Origin of the sequence: Achromobacter sp. SD115 (assembly GCF_017355315.1) — a bacterium.
Taxonomy (GTDB): Bacteria; Pseudomonadota; Gammaproteobacteria; order Burkholderiales; family Burkholderiaceae_B; genus Achromobacter; species Achromobacter xylosoxidans_B.
In genome coordinates this window covers 52,037-70,350 of sequence record NZ_JADIJM010000031.1, presented here as the reverse complement: position 1 = coordinate 70,350, position 18,314 = coordinate 52,037, and the positions used below count along the sequence as shown (strand labels likewise).

At 64.7% G+C, this 18,314-nt stretch carries 13 protein-coding genes; 7 read left to right on the top strand and 6 right to left on the bottom strand.

The features are described from left to right. From IPU70_RS29905 to IPU70_RS29880, 6 genes are all read right to left on the bottom strand, one after another. A partial coding sequence (locus IPU70_RS29905) for a retention module-containing protein (protein WP_207472750.1) occupies positions 1 to 2,964 on the bottom strand: 2,964 nt, incomplete at its 3' end. 84 nt (positions 2,965 to 3,048) lie between these two features. Next, positions 3,049 to 3,705 carry a response regulator transcription factor gene (locus tag IPU70_RS29900; protein ID WP_207472749.1) on the bottom strand — a complete coding sequence of 219 codons (657 nt, stop codon included), beginning with the start codon at positions 3,703 to 3,705 and terminating at the stop codon, positions 3,049 to 3,051. 19 nt (positions 3,706 to 3,724) lie between these two features. After that, positions 3,725 to 5,146 carry an HlyD family type I secretion periplasmic adaptor subunit gene (locus tag IPU70_RS29895; RefSeq protein ID WP_013392879.1) on the bottom strand — a complete coding sequence of 474 codons (1,422 nt, stop codon included), beginning with the start codon at positions 5,144 to 5,146 and terminating at the stop codon, positions 3,725 to 3,727. 7 nt (positions 5,147 to 5,153) lie between these two features. Beyond that, complete coding sequence (locus tag IPU70_RS29890; protein ID WP_371819135.1) at positions 5,154 to 7,319, bottom strand: type I secretion system permease/ATPase; 2,166 nt, start codon at positions 7,317 to 7,319, stop codon at positions 5,154 to 5,156. Next, positions 7,303 to 7,515 carry a hypothetical protein gene (locus tag IPU70_RS29885; protein WP_013392881.1) on the bottom strand — a complete coding sequence of 71 codons (213 nt, stop codon included), beginning with the start codon at positions 7,513 to 7,515 and terminating at the stop codon, positions 7,303 to 7,305. The genes IPU70_RS29890 and IPU70_RS29885 overlap by 17 nt, the downstream gene beginning before the upstream one ends. Positions 7,516 to 7,539: 24 nt before the next feature. Then, positions 7,540 to 9,033, bottom strand: a complete 1,494-nt coding sequence (locus IPU70_RS29880; RefSeq protein ID WP_207472747.1) for a TolC family outer membrane protein — start codon at positions 9,031 to 9,033, stop codon at positions 7,540 to 7,542. Positions 9,034 to 9,558: 525 nt separating this feature from the next. Here IPU70_RS29880 and leuC point away from each other — a divergent pair. The 7 genes from leuC to IPU70_RS29845 all read left to right on the top strand — a co-directional run bounded on the left by leuC (position 9,559) and on the right by IPU70_RS29845 (position 18,262). Beyond that, the gene (leuC, locus tag IPU70_RS29875) at positions 9,559 to 10,962 is read left to right on the top strand and encodes a 3-isopropylmalate dehydratase large subunit (protein ID WP_207472746.1); all 1,404 of its coding nucleotides are present in this window, start codon (positions 9,559 to 9,561) and stop codon (positions 10,960 to 10,962) included. 25 nt (positions 10,963 to 10,987) lie between these two features. Continuing rightward, entirely contained in the window at positions 10,988 to 11,638 is a 651-nt protein-coding gene (leuD, locus tag IPU70_RS29870; protein WP_207472745.1) for a 3-isopropylmalate dehydratase small subunit, read from the top strand. A 35-nt stretch (positions 11,639 to 11,673) separates the two neighbouring features. Beyond that, positions 11,674 to 12,750 carry a 3-isopropylmalate dehydrogenase gene (gene leuB, locus IPU70_RS29865; protein WP_207472744.1) on the top strand — a complete coding sequence of 359 codons (1,077 nt, stop codon included), beginning with the start codon at positions 11,674 to 11,676 and terminating at the stop codon, positions 12,748 to 12,750. 252 nt (positions 12,751 to 13,002) lie between these two features. Further along, positions 13,003 to 14,133, top strand: coding sequence for an aspartate-semialdehyde dehydrogenase (gene asd, locus IPU70_RS29860; RefSeq protein WP_207472743.1), 1,131 nt, complete (start codon positions 13,003 to 13,005; stop codon positions 14,131 to 14,133). Between the two features lie 258 nt (positions 14,134 to 14,391). After that, the gene (locus IPU70_RS29855; protein ID WP_207472742.1) at positions 14,392 to 16,185 is read left to right on the top strand and encodes a FimV family protein; all 1,794 of its coding nucleotides are present in this window, start codon (positions 14,392 to 14,394) and stop codon (positions 16,183 to 16,185) included. A gap of 3 nt (positions 16,186 to 16,188) precedes the next feature. Beyond that, positions 16,189 to 16,998 carry a tRNA pseudouridine(38-40) synthase TruA gene (gene truA, locus IPU70_RS29850; RefSeq protein ID WP_207472741.1) on the top strand — a complete coding sequence of 270 codons (810 nt, stop codon included), beginning with the start codon at positions 16,189 to 16,191 and terminating at the stop codon, positions 16,996 to 16,998. A gap of 52 nt (positions 16,999 to 17,050) precedes the next feature. Continuing rightward, positions 17,051 to 18,262, top strand: coding sequence for a TRAP transporter substrate-binding protein (locus tag IPU70_RS29845; protein ID WP_207472740.1), 1,212 nt, complete (start codon positions 17,051 to 17,053; stop codon positions 18,260 to 18,262). The last annotated feature ends 52 nt before the right edge of the window (positions 18,263 to 18,314 follow it).

Here is an 18,314-nt window from a genome sequence, read left to right as displayed (position 1 = left end):
TTCGGCGGTGACGGTCACGGAACCGGTGACGGTGTTGCCCGTGCCTTCGACCACGCTGTTGTGCGCGCCGGTGACGGTGCCGTCGGCGTCTTCCGGCGTGACGACCGGAGGAGCGTCGGTCTGGCCATTGATGGTGATGGTCAGTTCGGCTTCGCTGATGTCGCCATCGGCGTCGGTGATGGTGTAGCGGATGGTCTCGGTCAGTGTCTGGCCGTTGTTGAGGGCCTGGACAGCCTGCAGGCCGTTATTGAGCTGATAGGACCAGGTGCCGTCGCCGTTGTCCACCAGCGTGCCGTACTTGGCGTCGGCGGTGTTGATGACGGTTGTGACAGCATCGGCGCCAAGCTTGTCGTTGGTCAGCACGCTGCCGGTGACCGGGGCGGTCGCGTCTTCGGTGACGGAAGCGGTGTCGTCGTTGGCGACGGGCGCGGTGTCGATGATCTGGATGACCAGGTCGTTGCTGGTGGACACGCCGGCCACGTCGGTGACGGTGACGGTGAAGTTGTCCTTGACGGAGTCATCGCCCGCGGTGTGGTCGTCGGCGCCGCCGGTCTCCTTGTAGGAGTAGGTGATCTTGCCGGTGGCGGCGTCGTAGCCGCTGACGGTCAGGACGCCCTTGTCGGTGGTGATGATGACCGGGGTGGTGCTGGCGCCGGTGACGTCCTTGCCGCCGACGGTGACGCCGGCGATGCCGGCTTCGGCGGTGACGGTCACGGAACCGGTGACGGTGTTGCCCGTGCCTTCGACCACGCTGTTGTGGGCGCCGGTGACGGTGCCGTCGGCGTCCTCAGGCGTGATGACCGGAGGAGCGTCGGTCTGGCCGGTTACCGTAATGGTCAGGGTGGCAGTGCTGGTCGCGCCTTGCGCGTCGGACACGGTGTACGTGATCGACGTGGTCGCCGTCTGGCCGTCATTCAAGTACTGGAACGCCGTGCCGGGATTGAACGTATACGTGCCGTTGGCGTTCAGCGTGAATGTGCCGCCATTGGAACCGACCACAGGCTGGCCAACGTCGGCGTCGACGCCGTTGACCTGCGAAACGTGGATCTTGTCGCCGTCCGGATCGCTGTCGTTGCCCAGTACGCCTTCGGTGACGTGGTCAACGACCAGGGGCTTGTCTTCACCGGTGGTGCCTTCGTCATTGGTGGCGACCGGGACGGGGTTGCCCACGGTCCAGACGAAGGTCTGGGACACGGTTGCGCCCGACTTGTCGGTGGCGGTTACGGTGATGAGGTACTCGCCCTTGACGCCCGTGTTGGTGTGATCGGACGCCCAGTTGGCGAACTGGCCGGTGAAGGTGCCGGTGGTGGGGTCGAACTTCAGGCCGCCGGGGATGTGGTCGACCGAGTAGACCAGGGAGTCGCCGTCGTCGAGGTCGCTGAAGAAGCCGGACAGGTTGTAGTTGACGACATCGCCGTCCATGTTGTCCTGGTTCTGCAGGGCAACTGCGGTCGGCGCGTCGTTGGTGCCGGTGATTTCGACCGTCAGCGTGGCGGAGCTGGTGCCGCCTTGGCCGTCCGTGACGGTATAGGTGATCGAGCTGGTCGCCGTCTGGCCAACCGCCAGATGCTGGAAGGCGTTGCCGGGGTTGAACGAGTACGAGCCGTCGGGGTTCAGGGTGAACGAGCCGCCGTTGGAGCCGGCCGTCGGCGTGCCGACGTTGCCGGTGGCGCCGTTGACCTGCGAGACGGTAAGGGTGTCGCCATCCGGGTCAACGTCGTTGGCCAGGACGCCGTTTTGGGCGTCGACGCTGAGCGTGGTGTCCTCATCCGTGGTGCCGTTGTCGTTGGCCGCCGTCGGTGCGGGATTGGTGACGTCCCAGTTGAAGTCCTGGGACGTCGTGGCGCCGGACGGGTCGGTGGCGGTCACCGTTACCGTGTAGACGCCGTTGTTGCCGCCTTGCGAGGCGGAGTGGTCGATGGTGCCGGTGATGATGCCGGTGTTCGGGTCGATGGTCAGGCCGGGCGGCAGGCCGGTGGCGGTAAAGGTGAGCTTGTCGCTGGTGTCCGGGTCCGAGAAATGGCTGGAGACGTTGTAGCTCACGCCGGTCTGGGCGTCGATGCCCGAGGTGTCGGCGATGGCGGTGGACACCGGACCGTCGTTGGTGCCGGTAATCGTCACGACGACGGTCGCCGTGGAGGTGGCGCCGCTGGGATCCGTGATGGTGTACGAAATGGTGCTCGTGGCGGTTTCGCCCACGGCCAGGTGGCCGTATTCGTTACCCGGGGTGAAGACGTAGCTGCCGTCGGGCAGGACCGTGAAGGTGCCGCCGTTGCTGCCGTTGACCGTGATGCCGGCCGGGGTCATGGGGCGGCCGCTGACCGAGACGATCGCCAGCGGGTCGCCGTCGGGGTCCGAGTCGTTCAGCAGCAGGTTGCCGCGCACCAGGCTGTTCTGGTCTCCGCTGGCAGCGTCGTTCAGCGCGTTGGGGGGAGTATTGACGGTGGCTGGGGTTGCGTCATCGTCACCGCCGGCGCCGGCGCCGGTACCGGACAGGCGGGGCAGGATTTCCTGGCCGCGGCTGGGGTTCGGGTAAGCCAGGTCGAGCGGCGTGGTCGTTTCCAGAATGCGGGCCAAGCGCACGAAGCTGCTGCCGCCGTCAGGGCCGCCGCCGGTCAAGACGGCTGCGGTGGGATCCAGTTCGTCGAACGGATCGCGGCCGTCGCGCAGGGCGGCCAGGAGACGGTCGGAATCGGTGCCGGAGGGCGGGGCCACCGCCGCTTCGGACGGGTCGGCCAGCGGGCCGGTCATGTCGCCGGTTACCGCGACCTCGCGGCCTTCGCCGATGACGATAGGCATGCCGTTTTCAACCTGAAGCGAAACCGTGGCGCCCGAGGCAGTGACGACGTCGCTGCCGGCGGGGACCTTGCTGCCTTGATGCAGTTCGGTCAGAGAACCGTCGCTATTGCGTATCCACGCGCGACCGGAGATTTCGTTGACGACTGCGGGGGAGGTGTTGGCCATGTTGGTTCCGTTTCAGGGAGTTATCCAAGATGGCCAGATACTAGATTGCGCCGCCGGCGCGGGATATTGTCCTCAAGGACAGTATCAGGAAGTAATTTTGATTTTGGCGTCGGCGGGGGCTGAAATGCCGTGAACGAGCAGGGCGAGTTGCAGGCGGTCGGTTACGCCCAGCTTTTCGAAAACGGCAGACAGATGGGCCTTGACCGTGCGTTCGGTAATGCCCAGGGCTTCGGCGATCTGCGCATTGGCCTGGCCGCTGGAGGCATAGCGGGCGACGGTGATTTCACGTTCGGTCAGCACGCCGCCGTCCCAGGAGTGCGCATCCTGGGCGCGTTCGGCGACCAGTTTGAGCAGCCGCGACACCAGGGAACGGCCCATCCAGATGCCGCCGGATGCGACGACTTCCAACGCCTGGGACAGCGAAGCTGCCGACGCATAGCCGTGGCAGTATCCGTGCGCGCCGGCGCCCAGGACCCGGGTGCCTTGCTCATCATTTGGGCTGGGGCTGGCGACAACCACGTGCATGTCTGCCAAGGTCGTGGCCCAGCTGGGGTCCTGCCAGGACGGCAGGCGGGGCAGGTCCGCGTCCAAGACCGCCAGCGTACGGCCCTGTTCGCGCCAGCGCTGCAGGTCGGCCAGGCCGCGCCCGCGGGCCGCCAGCCAGCGGGCCGGGTTCAGGCCACGCCAGTGCTGCCACAACAGGTCGTCGTGCGTAATCAACAGAACAGGAACGGGTTTCATAAAGCCTTGCAGCCCTCCTTTAACGTTCGGTAAAGGCATTCGCCTTGGCGCGCAGTATGGGCTTGAGCAGGTACTGCAGCACCGTGCGCTTGCCAGTCAGGATATGAACCTCCGCCACCATCCCGGGGATGATGGGCAACAGTTTGTCGCCTACCGTGCTGCGGTCCGTGCGGACCCGTACTACATAGTAGGAATTGCCTTTCTCATCGGTCACGGTGTCCGCGCCGATCTGTTCCACCTTGCCTTCCAGGCCGCCGTAGATGGCGAAGTCGTACGCCGTGAATTTCACTTCCGCCTTCTGGTCGGCATGCAGGAAGCCGATGTCGCGCGGTTGGATGCGGACTTCGAGCAGCAGCGTGTCGTCCTTGGGCACGATTTCGATGATGTCCTTGCCGGGCTGGACCACGCCGCCGACCGTGTTGTTGAACAGCGTCTTGACCGTGCCGCGCACCGGGGCGCGGACTTCGGCCAGTTTCACGCGGTCAGCCAGCGCCAGTTTGCCCTGGCGCAGGGTGGCCAGCTTGGTGTTGGTTTCAGACAGTTCGCTGCGGGCCTGGTTGCGGATGTTCAGCTCGGCTTCCTGCAGCTTGCTTTCCGCTTCCTTGATGGAAGCCTGGAAGCGGTCGATCTGGGCTTCGGCGCCTTTCTGTTCGCCGCAATAGCGGGCCACGTCGCGTTGCAGGCGCAGCAGATCCACTTCGGATACGGCCCCGCTCTTGAGCAGGGGACGGGTCACCTGCAGTTCGCGCGAGGTCAGGCTGCAGCTGGCTGCGGCCTGGTCACGCTTGGCGATGGTTTCGCGCAGGTCTTCCTGGCGCTGCTTGAGTTGCTCGCGGGCGACGTTGACCGTGGCGTTCAGCTCCGTGGTGCGGGCTTGCCAGACATTACGCTCCATTTCCACCAGTCCAGGCGCCTGCGTCAGCACTTCCTCGGGGGCCACGAAGGGCTCGCCGGTGGCCAGGGCCTGCAGTCGGGCGGCCTTGGCGAGCAGGGACATGTATTCCGCGTTATTTTCGCCCAGGGACGAAGCGAATCGGGTGGAGTCGATCTTCAGCAGGACTTCCCCGGCCTCGACTTCTTGCCCCGGACGCACCAGGATTTCCTCGACGATGCCGCCGTCCAGGCTCTGGATGATCTGGACCTGGCGCGACGGCACGACCTTGCCTTCGCCCCGGACGACTTCGTCGATACTGCCGGTACCCGCCCACAGCAGCAGTCCGCCGGTGGCCAGCAGGCTGACCCACAGAAGGATGCGCGAGCCGCGCGCCTGGGATTCATGGATGACCCATTCCGCGTTGCCGACGTAGTCGGAGCGTTGTTGGGGTTTGCCTTTTTCGGCTCCGTCCAGCAGGCGGTCGAAGAAGAACACGAAGACGCCGCGCAGCATGCGCCACAAGCTTCCAAACAGGCCGTGCCGGGTTTCGCCGGGATTGTTCAGCATGGTTTCCTCAGCTTCCGCGTCCGACGCGTCCTTGACGCAGTGCTTCGACAACCTGTTCCTTGGGACCGTCGGCCACGATGTGACCGTTGTCGATCACGATCAGGCGGTCGACCAGGTCCAGCAGGGCAGTGCGGTGCGTGACCAGCAGGATCGTCTTGGTGGCGCTGGCTTCGCCCAGGCGCTTGCGCAGTTGCGCTTCGCTCTGGTGGTCCATGTTGCTGCTAGGCTCGTCCAGCAGCAGGATGGGCGGATCGTTGATCAGGGCACGTGCCACCGCCACCGACTGGCGCTGGCCGCCGGAGAGGGACTCGCCGCGTTCGCCGATGACCATGTCGAAGCCGTCGGGATGCAGGTTGGCGAAATCGGTGACGCCGGCCATATTGGCGGCCGCCAGGATGCTGGCGTCGTCGGCGTAGGGCGCGCCCATCGCGAGGTTGTGTTTCAGGCTGCCATAGAACAGCAGCGGGTCCTGCGGCACGTGGCCGATGGCGCGGCGCACGTCGGCGGGATCGATCTGGCGCACGTCGACGCCGTCCAGCAGCACGGCGCCCTCGGTGGGCTGATACAGCGCCAGTGCCAGTTTTTCCAGCGTGGTCTTGCCGGAACCGATGCGGCCGATGATGCCTACTTTTTCGCCCGGCTGCAGTTTGAAGGACACCTTTTTCAGCACCGGCTGTTTGCTACCGGGATAGCTGAAGGTAACGTCGCGGAATTCAATACCACCGTGGAAGACCGGGCGATGCAGGAATTCGGCTTCTGCCGGACGTTCGATCGGCAGCTTCATATAGTTGTCGATCGAGCCGAGCGAGGTGCGCGCGTTCTGGTACTGCATGAGCAGCCCGGCGACCTGGCCGAGCGGGGCCAGGCAGCGGCCGGCGATCATGGAGGCGGCGATGATGCCGCCCATGGAAATGGCGGATTCCTGCGCCTGGTAGACACCGATGATGACGACGGAGATCGATACCAATTGCTGGACGGCCTGCACGAAGCCGACCGTCGAAGACGAAATCAACTTCAGCTTGCCGCCAGTCAGGGCGATAAATTCGGTGGCGCGTTCCCAGTTGCGCTGTATCGAGCCCTGGGCATTGAGCGTCTTGACAGACTCCAGGCCGGTCAGCGCCTCGACCAGGGTTGCATTGCGTTGTGACGAGGCCTGGAACGATGCCATGGTCAGCGATTCCATGCGGGCCTGCGCCGCCAGCGATACCAGCAGGATCAGCACGATCGCGACCAGGGGCGGGAGGATCATCCAGGGTGAGATCCAGGCCAGCGCCAGCAGGAACAGGAGAATGAAGGGCAGGTCCACCAGGGTAGTGATGGTGGCCGACGCGATGAAGTCGCGGATGGATTCGAACGAACGCAGGTTGGCGGCGAAGGAGCCCACCGACACCGGCCGGCCTTCCATGCGCAGGTCCAGCACCCGTTCCATGATCTGCGCCGACAGGCGCACGTCGACCCGCTTGCTGGCGCTGTCCACCACATGGGAGCGCGCGGTGCTCAGGATCATGTTGAAGATCACGACCAGCGTGATGCCGATAGCCAGCACCCAGAGTGTCTCGACGGCGTTGTTCGGCACGACGCGGTCATACACGTTCATGGTGAACAGCGGCATCGCCATCGCGAAGATATTGATCAGCAGGGCGGCGATCAGCGCATCGCGGTACATGCGCCGGTTTTCCATGATGGCGGCCCAGAACCAATGGCGCTCGCGCACCTTGGCGACTTCGGGCGCGCGCGCGTCGAAGCGGAACTGCGGACGCACGAAGCACACTAGCCCGGTGTACTGCGCAGACAGTTCCGCGGCGCTCATTTCCACCGAGCTGCCACCCAGTTCCGGGTGGCTGACAACGTAGGTTTCGCCGTCTTTTTTCAGCAACAGGCAGGCGCGCTCGCCGTTGAGCAGCAGGATCGCGGGCAACAGGTCCTGCGAGATGCTGTCCAGCGTGCGCTTGACCACGCGAGCGGAGAGCTGCGCGCGCGCGGCAGCGCGCGGCAGCAATGCGGGAGTCAGTTTGTGTTCTTCCAGAGGCAGACCCGCGGACAAAGCCTGTCCCGTCGCCGTTACGCCATGCAGCCGGGTGATTTCGACCAGGCAGTCCAGCAGAGGGTCGTCGTGCGCCGCGCGCGCGTCAGCGCGCCACTCCCGGGCCGCCGTTTCAGATAACTTGTCCATCTTCGTCATCCAGCAGGTCGAGGTGTTCGGAGAGGCGCGCGCGCTGTTGCTTGCGCTGGGTCAGCTTTTGCTGGGCCTGCACAGGCAGGTCGGTCATACGCAAGGTGCCATTGGCTATCAGCGCGTCGATCAGGTCTTCCAGGACGCGGACAAAATCCGCGTCCAGTTGTGAGAAGTCGTTGCCCTGTTTCTGCATAGGGTCTCCTTGCGCTTGCGTCGCCTAGGGTTTGGCCTTGGGCGAGTTTACCGGGATGAACGTGGGCGGCAGATTGCCTTCGTTGTATTGCACGCGCACGGGAGCCAGGCGGGCGGAGTCGGGAACCGTCGAGTTGCAGAGTTTGATCACTTCGTCGGAGACTTCCAGCTTGCCGTTTTCCTCGGGCATTTCATTGCGTGCGGGCTGCAGCGACAGCGCGGGCAGCAGCGCGTGCGACAGCGCCAGCCAGCGGTACTGGGCGAGCTGGAGGTCATACAGGCCGTTGGTCAAGGCGCGGCGCGACTCGAACAATTCGTTTTCGGTGTCCAGCAAGTCCAGCAGCGAACGCTGGCCGATCTGGAACTGCTGGCGATAGGCTTCGCGCACCTTCGTGGTGGCCACTTCGTGGTCGCGCAGGAACGGCAGCTTCTGGCTCAGGCTGGCGACGTTGTTCCAGGCCACCGCCAGGTCTTGCTGCACGTTGCGGCAGGTGTAATCGCGGATATCGCGCGCAGCGTAGGACTGCGCGGAGGTCTGGCGTACGCGGGCGGAATCGGCGCCGCCGCGGTACAGGTTGTAGCTCATGACAACCTGGACGCTGGAGTTCTGGATGTCGCGGTTTTGCGGTGTCGGGTCGTTCTGGTCGCGGCCGGTGGCTGCCACGAACTCGAACTTGGGCGAGAAAGCGCCCTTGGACGAGGCGACGCCGGCCTGCGCGGCCTGCAGCCCCGCCTGCTTCGACAGGAAGCTGGGATTGCGGCGCAGCGATTCGTTGAAGTCTGCCGGCTTGACCGGCAGCTTGCTGGCGATATCGGGCGTCGGCTGCATCGACTCGGGGGGCAGGGCGCCGGTGACGCGCTGGAAGCGTTGCTGCACGTCCAGCAGGTTGGCGGTTTCGGTCATCAGGTTGGTCTGGGCCAGCGCAAGGCGCCCGCCGGCCTGTTCCAGGTCGACGCGGCGGCCCACGCCGGAATCAGCGCGCTCGCCAATCTGCTTGAGCGTTTCTTCGTGCAGGGTGTAGTTCTGGCGGGCCAGCAGCTCCATGTCGCGGTAGCGCTGCAGATCGATGTAGGCCTGCACGGCGCCGAACGCGGTGTTGTCGCTGGTGGCCAGCAGGTCATAGAAACGCGCCAGCTTGTCGAAGCCAGCTTGCTTGACGTCGTTGCTCGTACGGAAGCCGTCAAAAATCAACTGGCGCAGTTCCACGCTGTAGCCGGGACGGTTCCAGCTTTGCGACCCGACTCCGGGTACGTTGTTGCGATACTCGCGCCCCACATAGCCTTGCGCATTGATCTGCGGGAAGAAGGCGCCGCGAGCGACGGCCTGGCCTTCCAGCGAAGCCTGGAAATCGTGGTACTTAGCCTGGATTTCCGGGTTGCTGAGCAGGGTCTGTTCGACGATCTGGTTCAGCGTGACCCCGGCTTGCCCGGAGGCGGGAGCCGATGACTGTGCAAATGCCGCAGGAACGAATGCCAGGGCAAGGACCGAAGTCGTGCTTTTGAGCAAAAACGAAGCCATAGTGATTATTCGCGAGTCGAGTTAGGAATTAATGGCCGCCATATTGTGTGGAAATGTCAGTTTTGACGAGTCAATATTTGTTAATTCTTGACGAAGTTTTCCGATCGGCAGTTTGAGTTTCTTCGCGCATCATCTCTCAATTAGCTTGAATTTGCACTAATTTCGCCATATTCCGGAATTGTGATCCAGTTTAATGCGGGATAAATGCGGTTTATTGCGCTTTGTTTCGCAGTTTAGGCGTCCGCGCTGAACAACGATTATATCGGTTTGATAATTTTGTATCTGTTTTAAATACCCGAATTTGTATCTGTAACTGTTTGGTTGCGGAGCGGTTGGGGCATGGAAATAGGACGAAGTGATCCCTGTCGTTTCCTAGCATGGTAGTGTCGATACTGGTATATAAGGTGCAATTGTACTAGGTTGAGACCCTGTGCATAATTCGTTCATGCCGCAGTGGCCGGCGCGCGGAGGTCGTTTTCAACCGCGTGCGGCACGAGCCGGACTGTCTACTTGCAGAGCGCATCCATGGCCCAAACTCTTTACGACAAACTCTGGGACGCCCACGTCGTCCACCAGGAATCAGACGGCACCTGTCTGCTCTATATCGACCGCCACCTGGTGCATGAAGTCACCAGTCCCCAGGCGTTCGAAGGCCTGGCGATGGCCGGCCGCAAGCCGTGGCGCACGGGCGCCAATCTGGCGGTCGCGGACCACAACGTGCCGACGCTGAACCGCGCCCAGGGCATCGATGACCCGATTTCCCGCCTGCAGGTGGATACGCTGGACGCCAACTGCGACAAGTACGGCATCACCGAATTCCGCATGAATGACCTGCGCCAGGGCATCGTGCACGTGATCGGCCCGGAGCAGGGCGCGACCCTGCCTGGCATGACCGTGGTCTGCGGCGATTCGCACACCAGCACGCATGGCGCGGTGGGCGCGCTGGCCTTCGGCATCGGCACCTCCGAGGTCGAGCACGTCCTGGCGACCCAGACGCTGCTCATGAAGAAAGCCAAGAGCATGCTGATCAAGGTCGATGGCGAGCTGCCCTTCGGCTGTACGGCCAAGGACGTGGTCTTGCACATCATCGGCATCATCGGCACCGCCGGCGGCACCGGCTACGCGATCGAATTTTCCGGCAGCACGATGCGCGCCCTGTCCGTCGAAGGTCGCATGACCGTCTGCAACATGGCCATCGAAGCCGGCGCCCGTTCCGGCATGGTGGCGGTCGACGACAAGACCATTGAGTATTTCCGCGGGCGTCCCTTTGCACCCACCGGCGTGCTTTGGGACCAGGCGGTGGGCTACTGGCGCACCCTGCATACCGATGAGGGCGCCAAGTTCGATGCCGTGGTGGAGGTCAACGCCCGCGATATCAAGCCGCAAGTCACCTGGGGCACCTCCCCCGAAATGGTGTTGCCGGTGGATTCCCGCGTGCCGGATCCCGATCGTGAAAAGGATGACGTGCGCCGCAGCGGCATGGAGCGCGCCCTGCAATACATGGGATTGAAGCCCAATACGCCGCTTACCGACATTCGCGTGGATCGCGTGTTCATCGGCTCGTGCACCAACTCGCGCATCGAAGACCTGCGTGCAGCCGCCGCCGTGGCGCGCGGCAAGCATGTGGCGTCCAATGTGCGCCAGGCCATGGTGGTGCCGGGTTCGGGCCTGGTCAAGCAACAGGCCGAGCGCGAAGGGCTGGACAAGATCTTCATCGAAGCCGGTTTTGAATGGCGCGAGCCGGGCTGCTCCATGTGCCTGGCCATGAACGCCGACCGCCTCGAACCTGGCGAGCGTTGCGCCTCCACCTCGAACCGCAACTTCGAGGGCCGGCAAGGGCAGGGCGGACGCACCCATCTGGTCAGCCCCGCCATGGCCGCCGCCGCTGCCGTCGCCGGTCATTTCGTCGACGTCCGCACTTTCCGTTAAGCGTCAAGCACCGAGTACCGACATCATGCAAGCATTTACCACTCACGAAGGCCTGGTGGCTCCGCTCGATCGCGAAAACGTCGACACGGACCTCATCATCCCCAAGCAGTTCCTCAAGTCCATCAAGCGCACCGGCTTCGGCCCGAACCTGTTCGACGAGCTGCGCTATCTGGACCACGGCGAGCCCGGCATGGACAACAGCAAGCGTCCGCTGAATCCGGATTTCGTGCTGAATCAGCCGCGCTACCAGGGCGCCTCGGTGCTGCTGGCGCGCAAGAACTTCGGCTGCGGCTCCAGCCGCGAGCACGCGCCCTGGGCGCTGACGCAGTTCGGTTTCCGCGCCATCATCGCGCCGTCCTATGCCGATATTTTCTTCAACAACAGCTTCAAGAACGGCCTGCTGCCGATAGTCCTGTCCGAGCTGGAAGTCGCGCGCCTGTTCGACGAAGTGAAGGCTTTCCCGGGCTACAAGCTGCGCGTCGATCTTGAACGCCAGGTCGTGGTGGCGGCGGACGGGCGGGAGATGGGCTTCGACATTGAACCCTTCCGCAAGTACTGTCTGTTCAATGGCTTCGACGATATCGGGTTGACCCTGCGCCAGTCGGACAAGATCCGCGCCTTCGAGGCCGAACGCCTGGCCCGTCATCCGTGGCTGGAAAGCCGCCCGATCGCCTGACGCCACTCTTATTCTGATTACAGGATTGTTTTCGTATGACTCACAACATCGCAGTCTTGCCGGGTGACGGCATCGGCCCGGAAATCGTCGAGCAGGCCGTGCGCGTCCTGAAGGCGCTGGACGTTTCCTTTGAGATCAAGCAAGCGCCGGTGGGCGGCGCCGCTTTCGATGCGTTCGAACATCCGCTGCCGCCGGCCACCCTGAATCTGGCCAAGGAATCGGATGCCGTGCTGTTCGGCGCCGTGGGCGACTGGAAGTACGACAGCCTGCCGCGCGAGTTCCGCCCCGAGCAGGCCATCCTGGGCCTGCGCAAGGCGCTGGGCCTGTTCGCCAACCTGCGTCCGGCCATCCTGTATCCGGAGCTGGCCAGCGCCTCGTCGCTCAAGCCCGAGATCGTGTCCGGCCTGGACATTTTGATCATTCGCGAACTGACCGGCGACATTTATTTCGGCACGCCGCGCGGTGTGCGTTCGTCGCCCGACGGCGCCTTCACGGGCGAGCGCGAAGGCTACGACACCATGCGCTACGCGGAATCGGAAGTGCGCCGGATTGCGCGCATCGGCTTCGAATCGGCCCGCAAGCGCGGCAAGAAGCTGTGCAGCGTGGACAAGGCCAACGTGCTGGAGACCTCGCAGTTCTGGCGCGACATCGTCATCGAAGTCGCGCGCGAGTATCCCGACGTGGAGCTGTCGCACATGTACGTCGACAACGCCGCCATGCAGCTGGTGCGCAACCCGCGCCAATTCGACGTCATCGTGACCGGCAACCTGTTCGGCGACATCTTGTCGGATGAAGCGGCCATGCTGACCGGCTCGATCGGCATGCTGCCCTCGGCTTCGCTGAACGCGGGCGGCCAGGGCTTGTACGAACCCAGCCACGGCTCCGCGCCCGATATCGCCGGCCAGGGTATCGCCAATCCGCTGGCGACCATCCTGTCCGCCGCCATGCTGCTGCGCTATTCGCTGAACCTGGCGCCGCAGGCCGACCGCATCGAGGCCGCCGTGCGCCGCGTGCTGGCCGAGGGCCTGCGCACTGCGGACATCTTCGAGCCGGGCACCACCAAGGTCGGCACGGCGCAGATGGGCGATGCGGTGCTGAAGGCGCTTGCCTGATCTTTTTTGGGATCCCGCCGCCGGGCGCTCGCGCGTCTGGTGGCCGAGTCGGTACCAAACAAGGGGCGGCCCCGTCAGGCCGCCCCCTTGTTTTGTTGTTGTGGCAGCGCCTCGAAAGCGTCTTGCACCCATTGTGGCCCCCAATTTTTATAGCTGCGCCGCAACATCCGGCCGTGCATTCTGATAAATTGTTGAATTGCACGGCTTTTTCCCCCTGGACCCTAGTCTCCACACCTTTAAAGAGCGATTGAAATGAATCAAGCAGTAGGCCTTGTCGGCTGGCGCGGTATGGTCGGCTCGGTGCTCATGCAACGCATGCGCGACGAGAACGACTTCGCACTGATCGAACCGGTGTTTTTCTCCACCAGCAACGCTGGCGGCGCCGCGCCCACTTGGGCCACTGGCGCAGGTCCGCTGCAAGACGCCTACAACATTGACGCTCTGAAAAAACTGCCGATCATCGTGACGGCGCAAGGCGGCGACTACACCTCCGAGGTCTACCCGAAACTGCGCGGCGCGGGCTGGAACGGCATCTGGATCGATGCCGCCAGCACCCTGCGCATGGCCGACGACGCCATCATCGTGCTGGATCCGGTCAACCGTCCGGTCATCGACGCGGCGCTCAAGCGCGGCGTGCGCAACTTTATCGGCGGCAATTGCACCGTCAGCTGCATGCTGATGGGCCTGGCCGGCCTGTTCAACAACGACCTGGTGGAATGGATGACCTCCATGACCTACCAGGCCGCTTCCGGCGGCGGCGCGCAGCACATGCGTGAACTGCTGACCCAGTTCGGCGAAATCAACCAGTCGGTCAAGTCGCTGCTGGACGATCCCGCGTCGGCCATCCTGGAAATCGACCGCGGCGTGTTGGCCAAGCAAAAGGATCCGGCGTTGCCCCACGAGCACTTCGGCGTACCGCTGGGCGGCAACCTGATTCCCTGGATCGACAAGGATCTGGGCGATGGCATGTCCAAGGAAGAGTGGAAGGGCGAGGTCGAGACCAACAAGATCCTGGGCCGCGGCGCCGCCTTCGGCACGCCCGCCACGCCGATCGACGGCCTGTGCGTGCGCATCGGCGCGATGCGCTGCCACAGCCAGGCGCTGACCATCAAGCTCAAGCGCGACGTGCCGCTGGACGAGATCGAGGCGCTGATCGCCGAAGGCACGCAATGGGCCAAGGTCGTACCCAACACCAAGGAAGCCACGGTTTCCGCGCTGACCCCGGTCGCCGTCACCGGCACGCTGGATATTCCGGTGGGCCGTCTGCGCAAACTGTCGATGGGTTCGCAGTACCTGGGCGCCTTCACCGTGGGCGACCAACTGCTGTGGGGCGCCGCCGAGCCGCTGCGCCGCATGTTGCGCATCGCGCTGGCCGAGGCCTGATGCCGCTGCAGGCGGCGTTTGGCGCCGCCTGATCAAGCACGCAAGGCAAGCAAGGGCACCTCAGGGTGCCCTTGTCGTTTGCGCGGCGTCTGCGTCGTGGTGGCGGACAGGGCCGCCAGCAAACGCGGCTGGGCCTTTCAGGTTTGTGAAATGCGCATGATCCATTACACTTTTCCCGTGAATTGATGCCTGTTCTCACCTATATGGGGTGAGCCGGCTCCAGCCCGCAAGTCGACTACAAGAACGGAATTCCAGCTTATGACCCAGCGTTCGCGCCAAGTGAAGCATGCCCGCCGTTTAAAAGCCCTGCAGTGGGCGATTGCGCTGGCGATTGGCTCAAGCGTGTGCAGTACCGCCATGGCCATGCGTGTGGGGCATTCGCGGGTGGTTTCCGTGCCGGGCGCGCCGCTGCAGGCAGTGGTGGGATTGCAGGAACTGACGCCTGACGAGATTGCCTCGCTCAAAGTGTCGGTGGCGGACGAGTCTGCATGGCAACGTGTGGGCCTGAAGCCGCCGGTTCCGCTGGCAAGCATGGTGGTCCGGGTCGAAGACGGCCTGGACGCGACGCGCAAGAACCTCCGTGTGCGGGCCTCGCAGCCGCCGACTAGCGGCGCGGTGGACCTGCTGTTGGATATCAGCTCCAGTTCGGGGCAGCGCCAGGTGCAGGTCAGCATCCTGGTGCCTCTGCGCGGCACCAGCGCGGATGTCACGCCGGCAGCGGTGGGCACGCCGGGCCGCGCGACGGGCTCGCGCTCGGTTAATGTGAAGTCCGGCGACAATCTGTTCGCCATCGCCCAGCGCAATGCCGTGCCCAACGCATCGGTCTATCAGATGCTGGTGGCCTTGTGGCGCGCCAATCCCGAGGCGTTCATCCAGAACAATATGAATCTGGTGAAGGCCGGGCAAAGACTGACGATTCCCGATGCGGCGAGCGTGCGCGCCGTGGATCCGGCCGAGGCGCGCCGCATCTTCAACGAACATGCCGAGGCGTTCGCGAAATATCGCGCGCGTATAGGTGCGGCGGCGGGCGCGAATCCGTCCGTGGTCCAGGGGCAGGGCGCGGCTTCGGGCAGTGTCGCTCCTCCCGCCGATGCCGGGGTGGCGAGCGCCTCGCAGCCGCAGGACCGCGTGCGCTTGTCCTCCGGGCAGGCGCAAGACAGCGCGCCGGCGCAAGCCGAGGCGCAGGCCGACGCCCGGACGTCGACCGAGCGTGCCATGGCCGATGTCCAGGGGCGCGTAAGCCAACTGCAAAGCAACGTCGATGATTTGAACAAGGCGGTGGGACAGCAGGGCGCTGCAGGTGGAGCATCTGGCGCGGCGGGATCCCCTGGCGCGGCTGGAGGGCCCGGCGCTACGGGTACTCCGGGTGCGGCTGGCGCTTCGGGCGCGGCGGGCACCTCGGGCGCGGCAGGCGCTTCGGGCGCGACAGGTACTTCGGGCGCGGCGGGCGCCTCGGGCGCAGCAGGTGTTTCGGGCGCGGCAGGTGTTTCGGGCGCGGCAGGTGTTTCGGGCGCGGCAGGTGTTTCGGGCGCGGCAGGTGTTTCGGGCGCGGCAGGTGCTTCGGGCGCGACAGGCGCTTCGGGCGCGGCAGGCGCTTCGGGCGCGGCAGGTACGCCGGGTGCGGCAGGTACGCCGGGCGCGGCAGGCACGCCGGGTACGGCAGGCGCTCCGGGCACGGCTGGTACCTCGGGTACGGCAGGCGCCCTGGACGCCGCCGGCACGCCTTCCGCCGCCGGCCCGTCGAGCACGCCCTCGTCGGAGCAGGCTGCCGGCAAGCCGGCGGACAAGGATCTCACTTCGGACATGCCCGCGTGGCTGGCCGACAATCTGCTCGTTATTGTCACTGCGGTGCTGGCGCTGATCGCATTCGCCATCGCATGGCTCTTGCGGCGGGCCGGCGCACGGCGCGGCGACGATGACGAGGAAACCTATGAATTCAACGAGCCAGCGCTGGATACGGCGGCGCTGAACCGCAAGCTCGGCAGCATCAATCTCGACCTGGACGAACCGCCCACGGACGAACCGCACCGTGTCGGCGGGCCACGGGTTTGATACATGTCTAGAGTTGCATTGGGGCTGGCGTACGACGGCTCCGCCTGGCAGGGTTGGCAGACACAGCCGCACCGACAAACGGTGCAGGACACGCTGGAGGCTGCCCTGGGACGTTTCTGCGGTGTGGAAGGGCCGGTGGCGACGATCTGCGCCGGCCGCACGGATACCGGGGTGCACGGCGCGATGCAGGTGGTCCATCTGGACACCGAACTCGACCGGCGGATGGAATCCTGGGTGCGGGGGGTGAACGCCTTCCTGCCGCCCAGCATTTCTGTGCAGTGGGCGCAGCCGGTGTCTGACGAATTCCACGCACGGTTTTCCGCACGTGCCCGCACTTACGTCTATTTGCTGTGGCGCGGCCGGGTTCGGCCCGCGTTGTGGGCGGGCCGGGCGGGCTGGTGTTTCCAGCCGCTGGACGTCGATGCGATGCGGATCGCGGCGAACGCCTTGCTGGGCGAGCACGACTTTTCCAGCTTCCGTTCTTCGCAGTGTCAGGCCAAGCATCCCGTGCGCCATCTGTACCGGCTGGACATCGATGAGCGCGGGCCGTTCCTGGTGTTCACGCTGAAGGCCAATGCTTTCCTGCATCATATGGTGCGCAACATCATGGGCGCGCTGTTGCAGATCGGCCAGGGGCGCGAGCCGGTGGACTGGATGGCGCAATTGCTGTCCTGGCGCGACCGCAAGCTGGGCGCGCCGACGTTCGCGCCCGACGGGCTGTACCTGTCCGCCATCGATTATCCGGAAGAGTTCGGACTGGATGAACTCGACGGGGGATCGCAGTTGCTGTCGCCGTTCACTCAAACCTATTAGGGATGCCGCCGGCAACGGCGACGCCTGCCCGCATCCGATGGAGGCCTTTGCCATGCAACGCCGCGCGTTTTTGAAGCAGACCGCCCTGGGCGGCGTTGCCCTGGTCGCTCCGGCGTTCGCGCAGGAAGTCCCGGTGGCCGAGGAAAACGCCAGTCCGAGCCCGCCAGTAACGCCAGCGGAAGCGCAAGAAGCTCCGGCTACCGTGCCGCCTGCGCCAGCTGCCGCGCCCGAAGCGCCGGCGGTGGTGGCCGCCCCTCCCAAGGTTGCATGGCGGCTGGCCTCCAGCTTTCCCAATGAGTCGCCGACCCTGTTCGCCGGCGCCGAGGACGTGGCGCGCTATGTGAGCGAGGTAACGGACGGGCGCTTCAGCATCGAGATTTTTCCGGCAGGCGACCTGGTGCAGCCCGGTCAGGTGCTGGAAGCCGTGCAGCACGGCGTCGTCGATTGCGGCCATACAGCCTCGACCCGCTACTTCGATATCGACCCGGCGCTGTGCTTTGACGCCGGCGTGCCATTCGGCCTGAATACGCGGCAGATGAACGCATGGATGACGCAGGGCGAAGGACTGGCGCTCACGCGCGTGCTGTTCGACAAGTACAACATCCTGAACTTTCCCTGCGGCTACACCGGCGCGCAGATGGGCGGCTGGTTTCGCGGAGAAATCAAGACCGTGGACGATCTGCGCGGGCTCAAGGTGAAGGCCGGCGGCTTCGCCCGCCATGTGCTGGCGCGCATGGGCGCCACGCCCGTCGAGGTGCCGGTGGCGGAAACCTATGCCGCGCTGGAGCAGGGCGTCGTGGACGCCGTTGCCTGGATCGGTCCTTATGACGATGAAAGCCTGGCGCTTTACAAGGTGGCCCGGAATTACTATTTCCCGGGCTGGTGGGCAGGCACGCTGCAATTATCCCTGTACGTGAACCAGGACGCCTACGATGAACTGCCCAAGCCGTATCAGTCCGCGCTGGCGCTGGCGTGCCGCATGGCGACTGCCAACATGATCGCCAAGTACGACGCCGGCAATCCGGACGCACTGCGCCGCTTGGTGTCGCGCGGCGCGCAGTTGAAGGCGTTTCCCAAGCCGGTCCTGCAGGCGAGCTACGAGGCGTCGCTTGCCGCCTACCAGGATATGAGCGCCAAGGACGCCATGTTCAAGAAGCTCTACGAAAGCATGACGGCGTTCCGCGACAAGGAGACCCCGTGGTTCCGCCTGGCCGAGGGCAGCTTCGACAATCTCGTGGCCTCCCTGGGCCAGCCCGCCGTGTAGGCCGGCCTGCACGCCGGATATACTGACTTGATAGGCCGCGCAGGGCGGCCAG

Coding starts and splice junctions, on each gene's coding strand:
- IPU70_RS29900 (WP_207472749.1), bottom strand. CDS start 3,705: ATGAAACCCGTTCCTGTTCTGTTGATTACGCACGACGACCTGTTGTGG.
- IPU70_RS29895 (WP_013392879.1), bottom strand. CDS start 5,146: ATGCTGAACAATCCCGGCGAAACCCGGCACGGCCTGTTTGGAAGCTTG.
- IPU70_RS29890 (WP_371819135.1), bottom strand. CDS start 7,319: ATGGACAAGTTATCTGAAACGGCGGCCCGGGAGTGGCGCGCTGACGCG.
- IPU70_RS29885 (WP_013392881.1), bottom strand. CDS start 7,515: ATGCAGAAACAGGGCAACGACTTCTCACAACTGGACGCGGATTTTGTC.
- IPU70_RS29880 (WP_207472747.1), bottom strand. CDS start 9,033: ATGGCTTCGTTTTTGCTCAAAAGCACGACTTCGGTCCTTGCCCTGGCA.
- leuC (WP_207472746.1), top strand. CDS start 9,559: ATGGCCCAAACTCTTTACGACAAACTCTGGGACGCCCACGTCGTCCAC.
- leuD (WP_207472745.1), top strand. CDS start 10,988: ATGCAAGCATTTACCACTCACGAAGGCCTGGTGGCTCCGCTCGATCGC.
- leuB (WP_207472744.1), top strand. CDS start 11,674: ATGACTCACAACATCGCAGTCTTGCCGGGTGACGGCATCGGCCCGGAA.
- asd (WP_207472743.1), top strand. CDS start 13,003: ATGAATCAAGCAGTAGGCCTTGTCGGCTGGCGCGGTATGGTCGGCTCG.
- IPU70_RS29855 (WP_207472742.1), top strand. CDS start 14,392: ATGACCCAGCGTTCGCGCCAAGTGAAGCATGCCCGCCGTTTAAAAGCC.
- truA (WP_207472741.1), top strand. CDS start 16,189: ATGTCTAGAGTTGCATTGGGGCTGGCGTACGACGGCTCCGCCTGGCAG.
- IPU70_RS29845 (WP_207472740.1), top strand. CDS start 17,051: ATGCAACGCCGCGCGTTTTTGAAGCAGACCGCCCTGGGCGGCGTTGCC.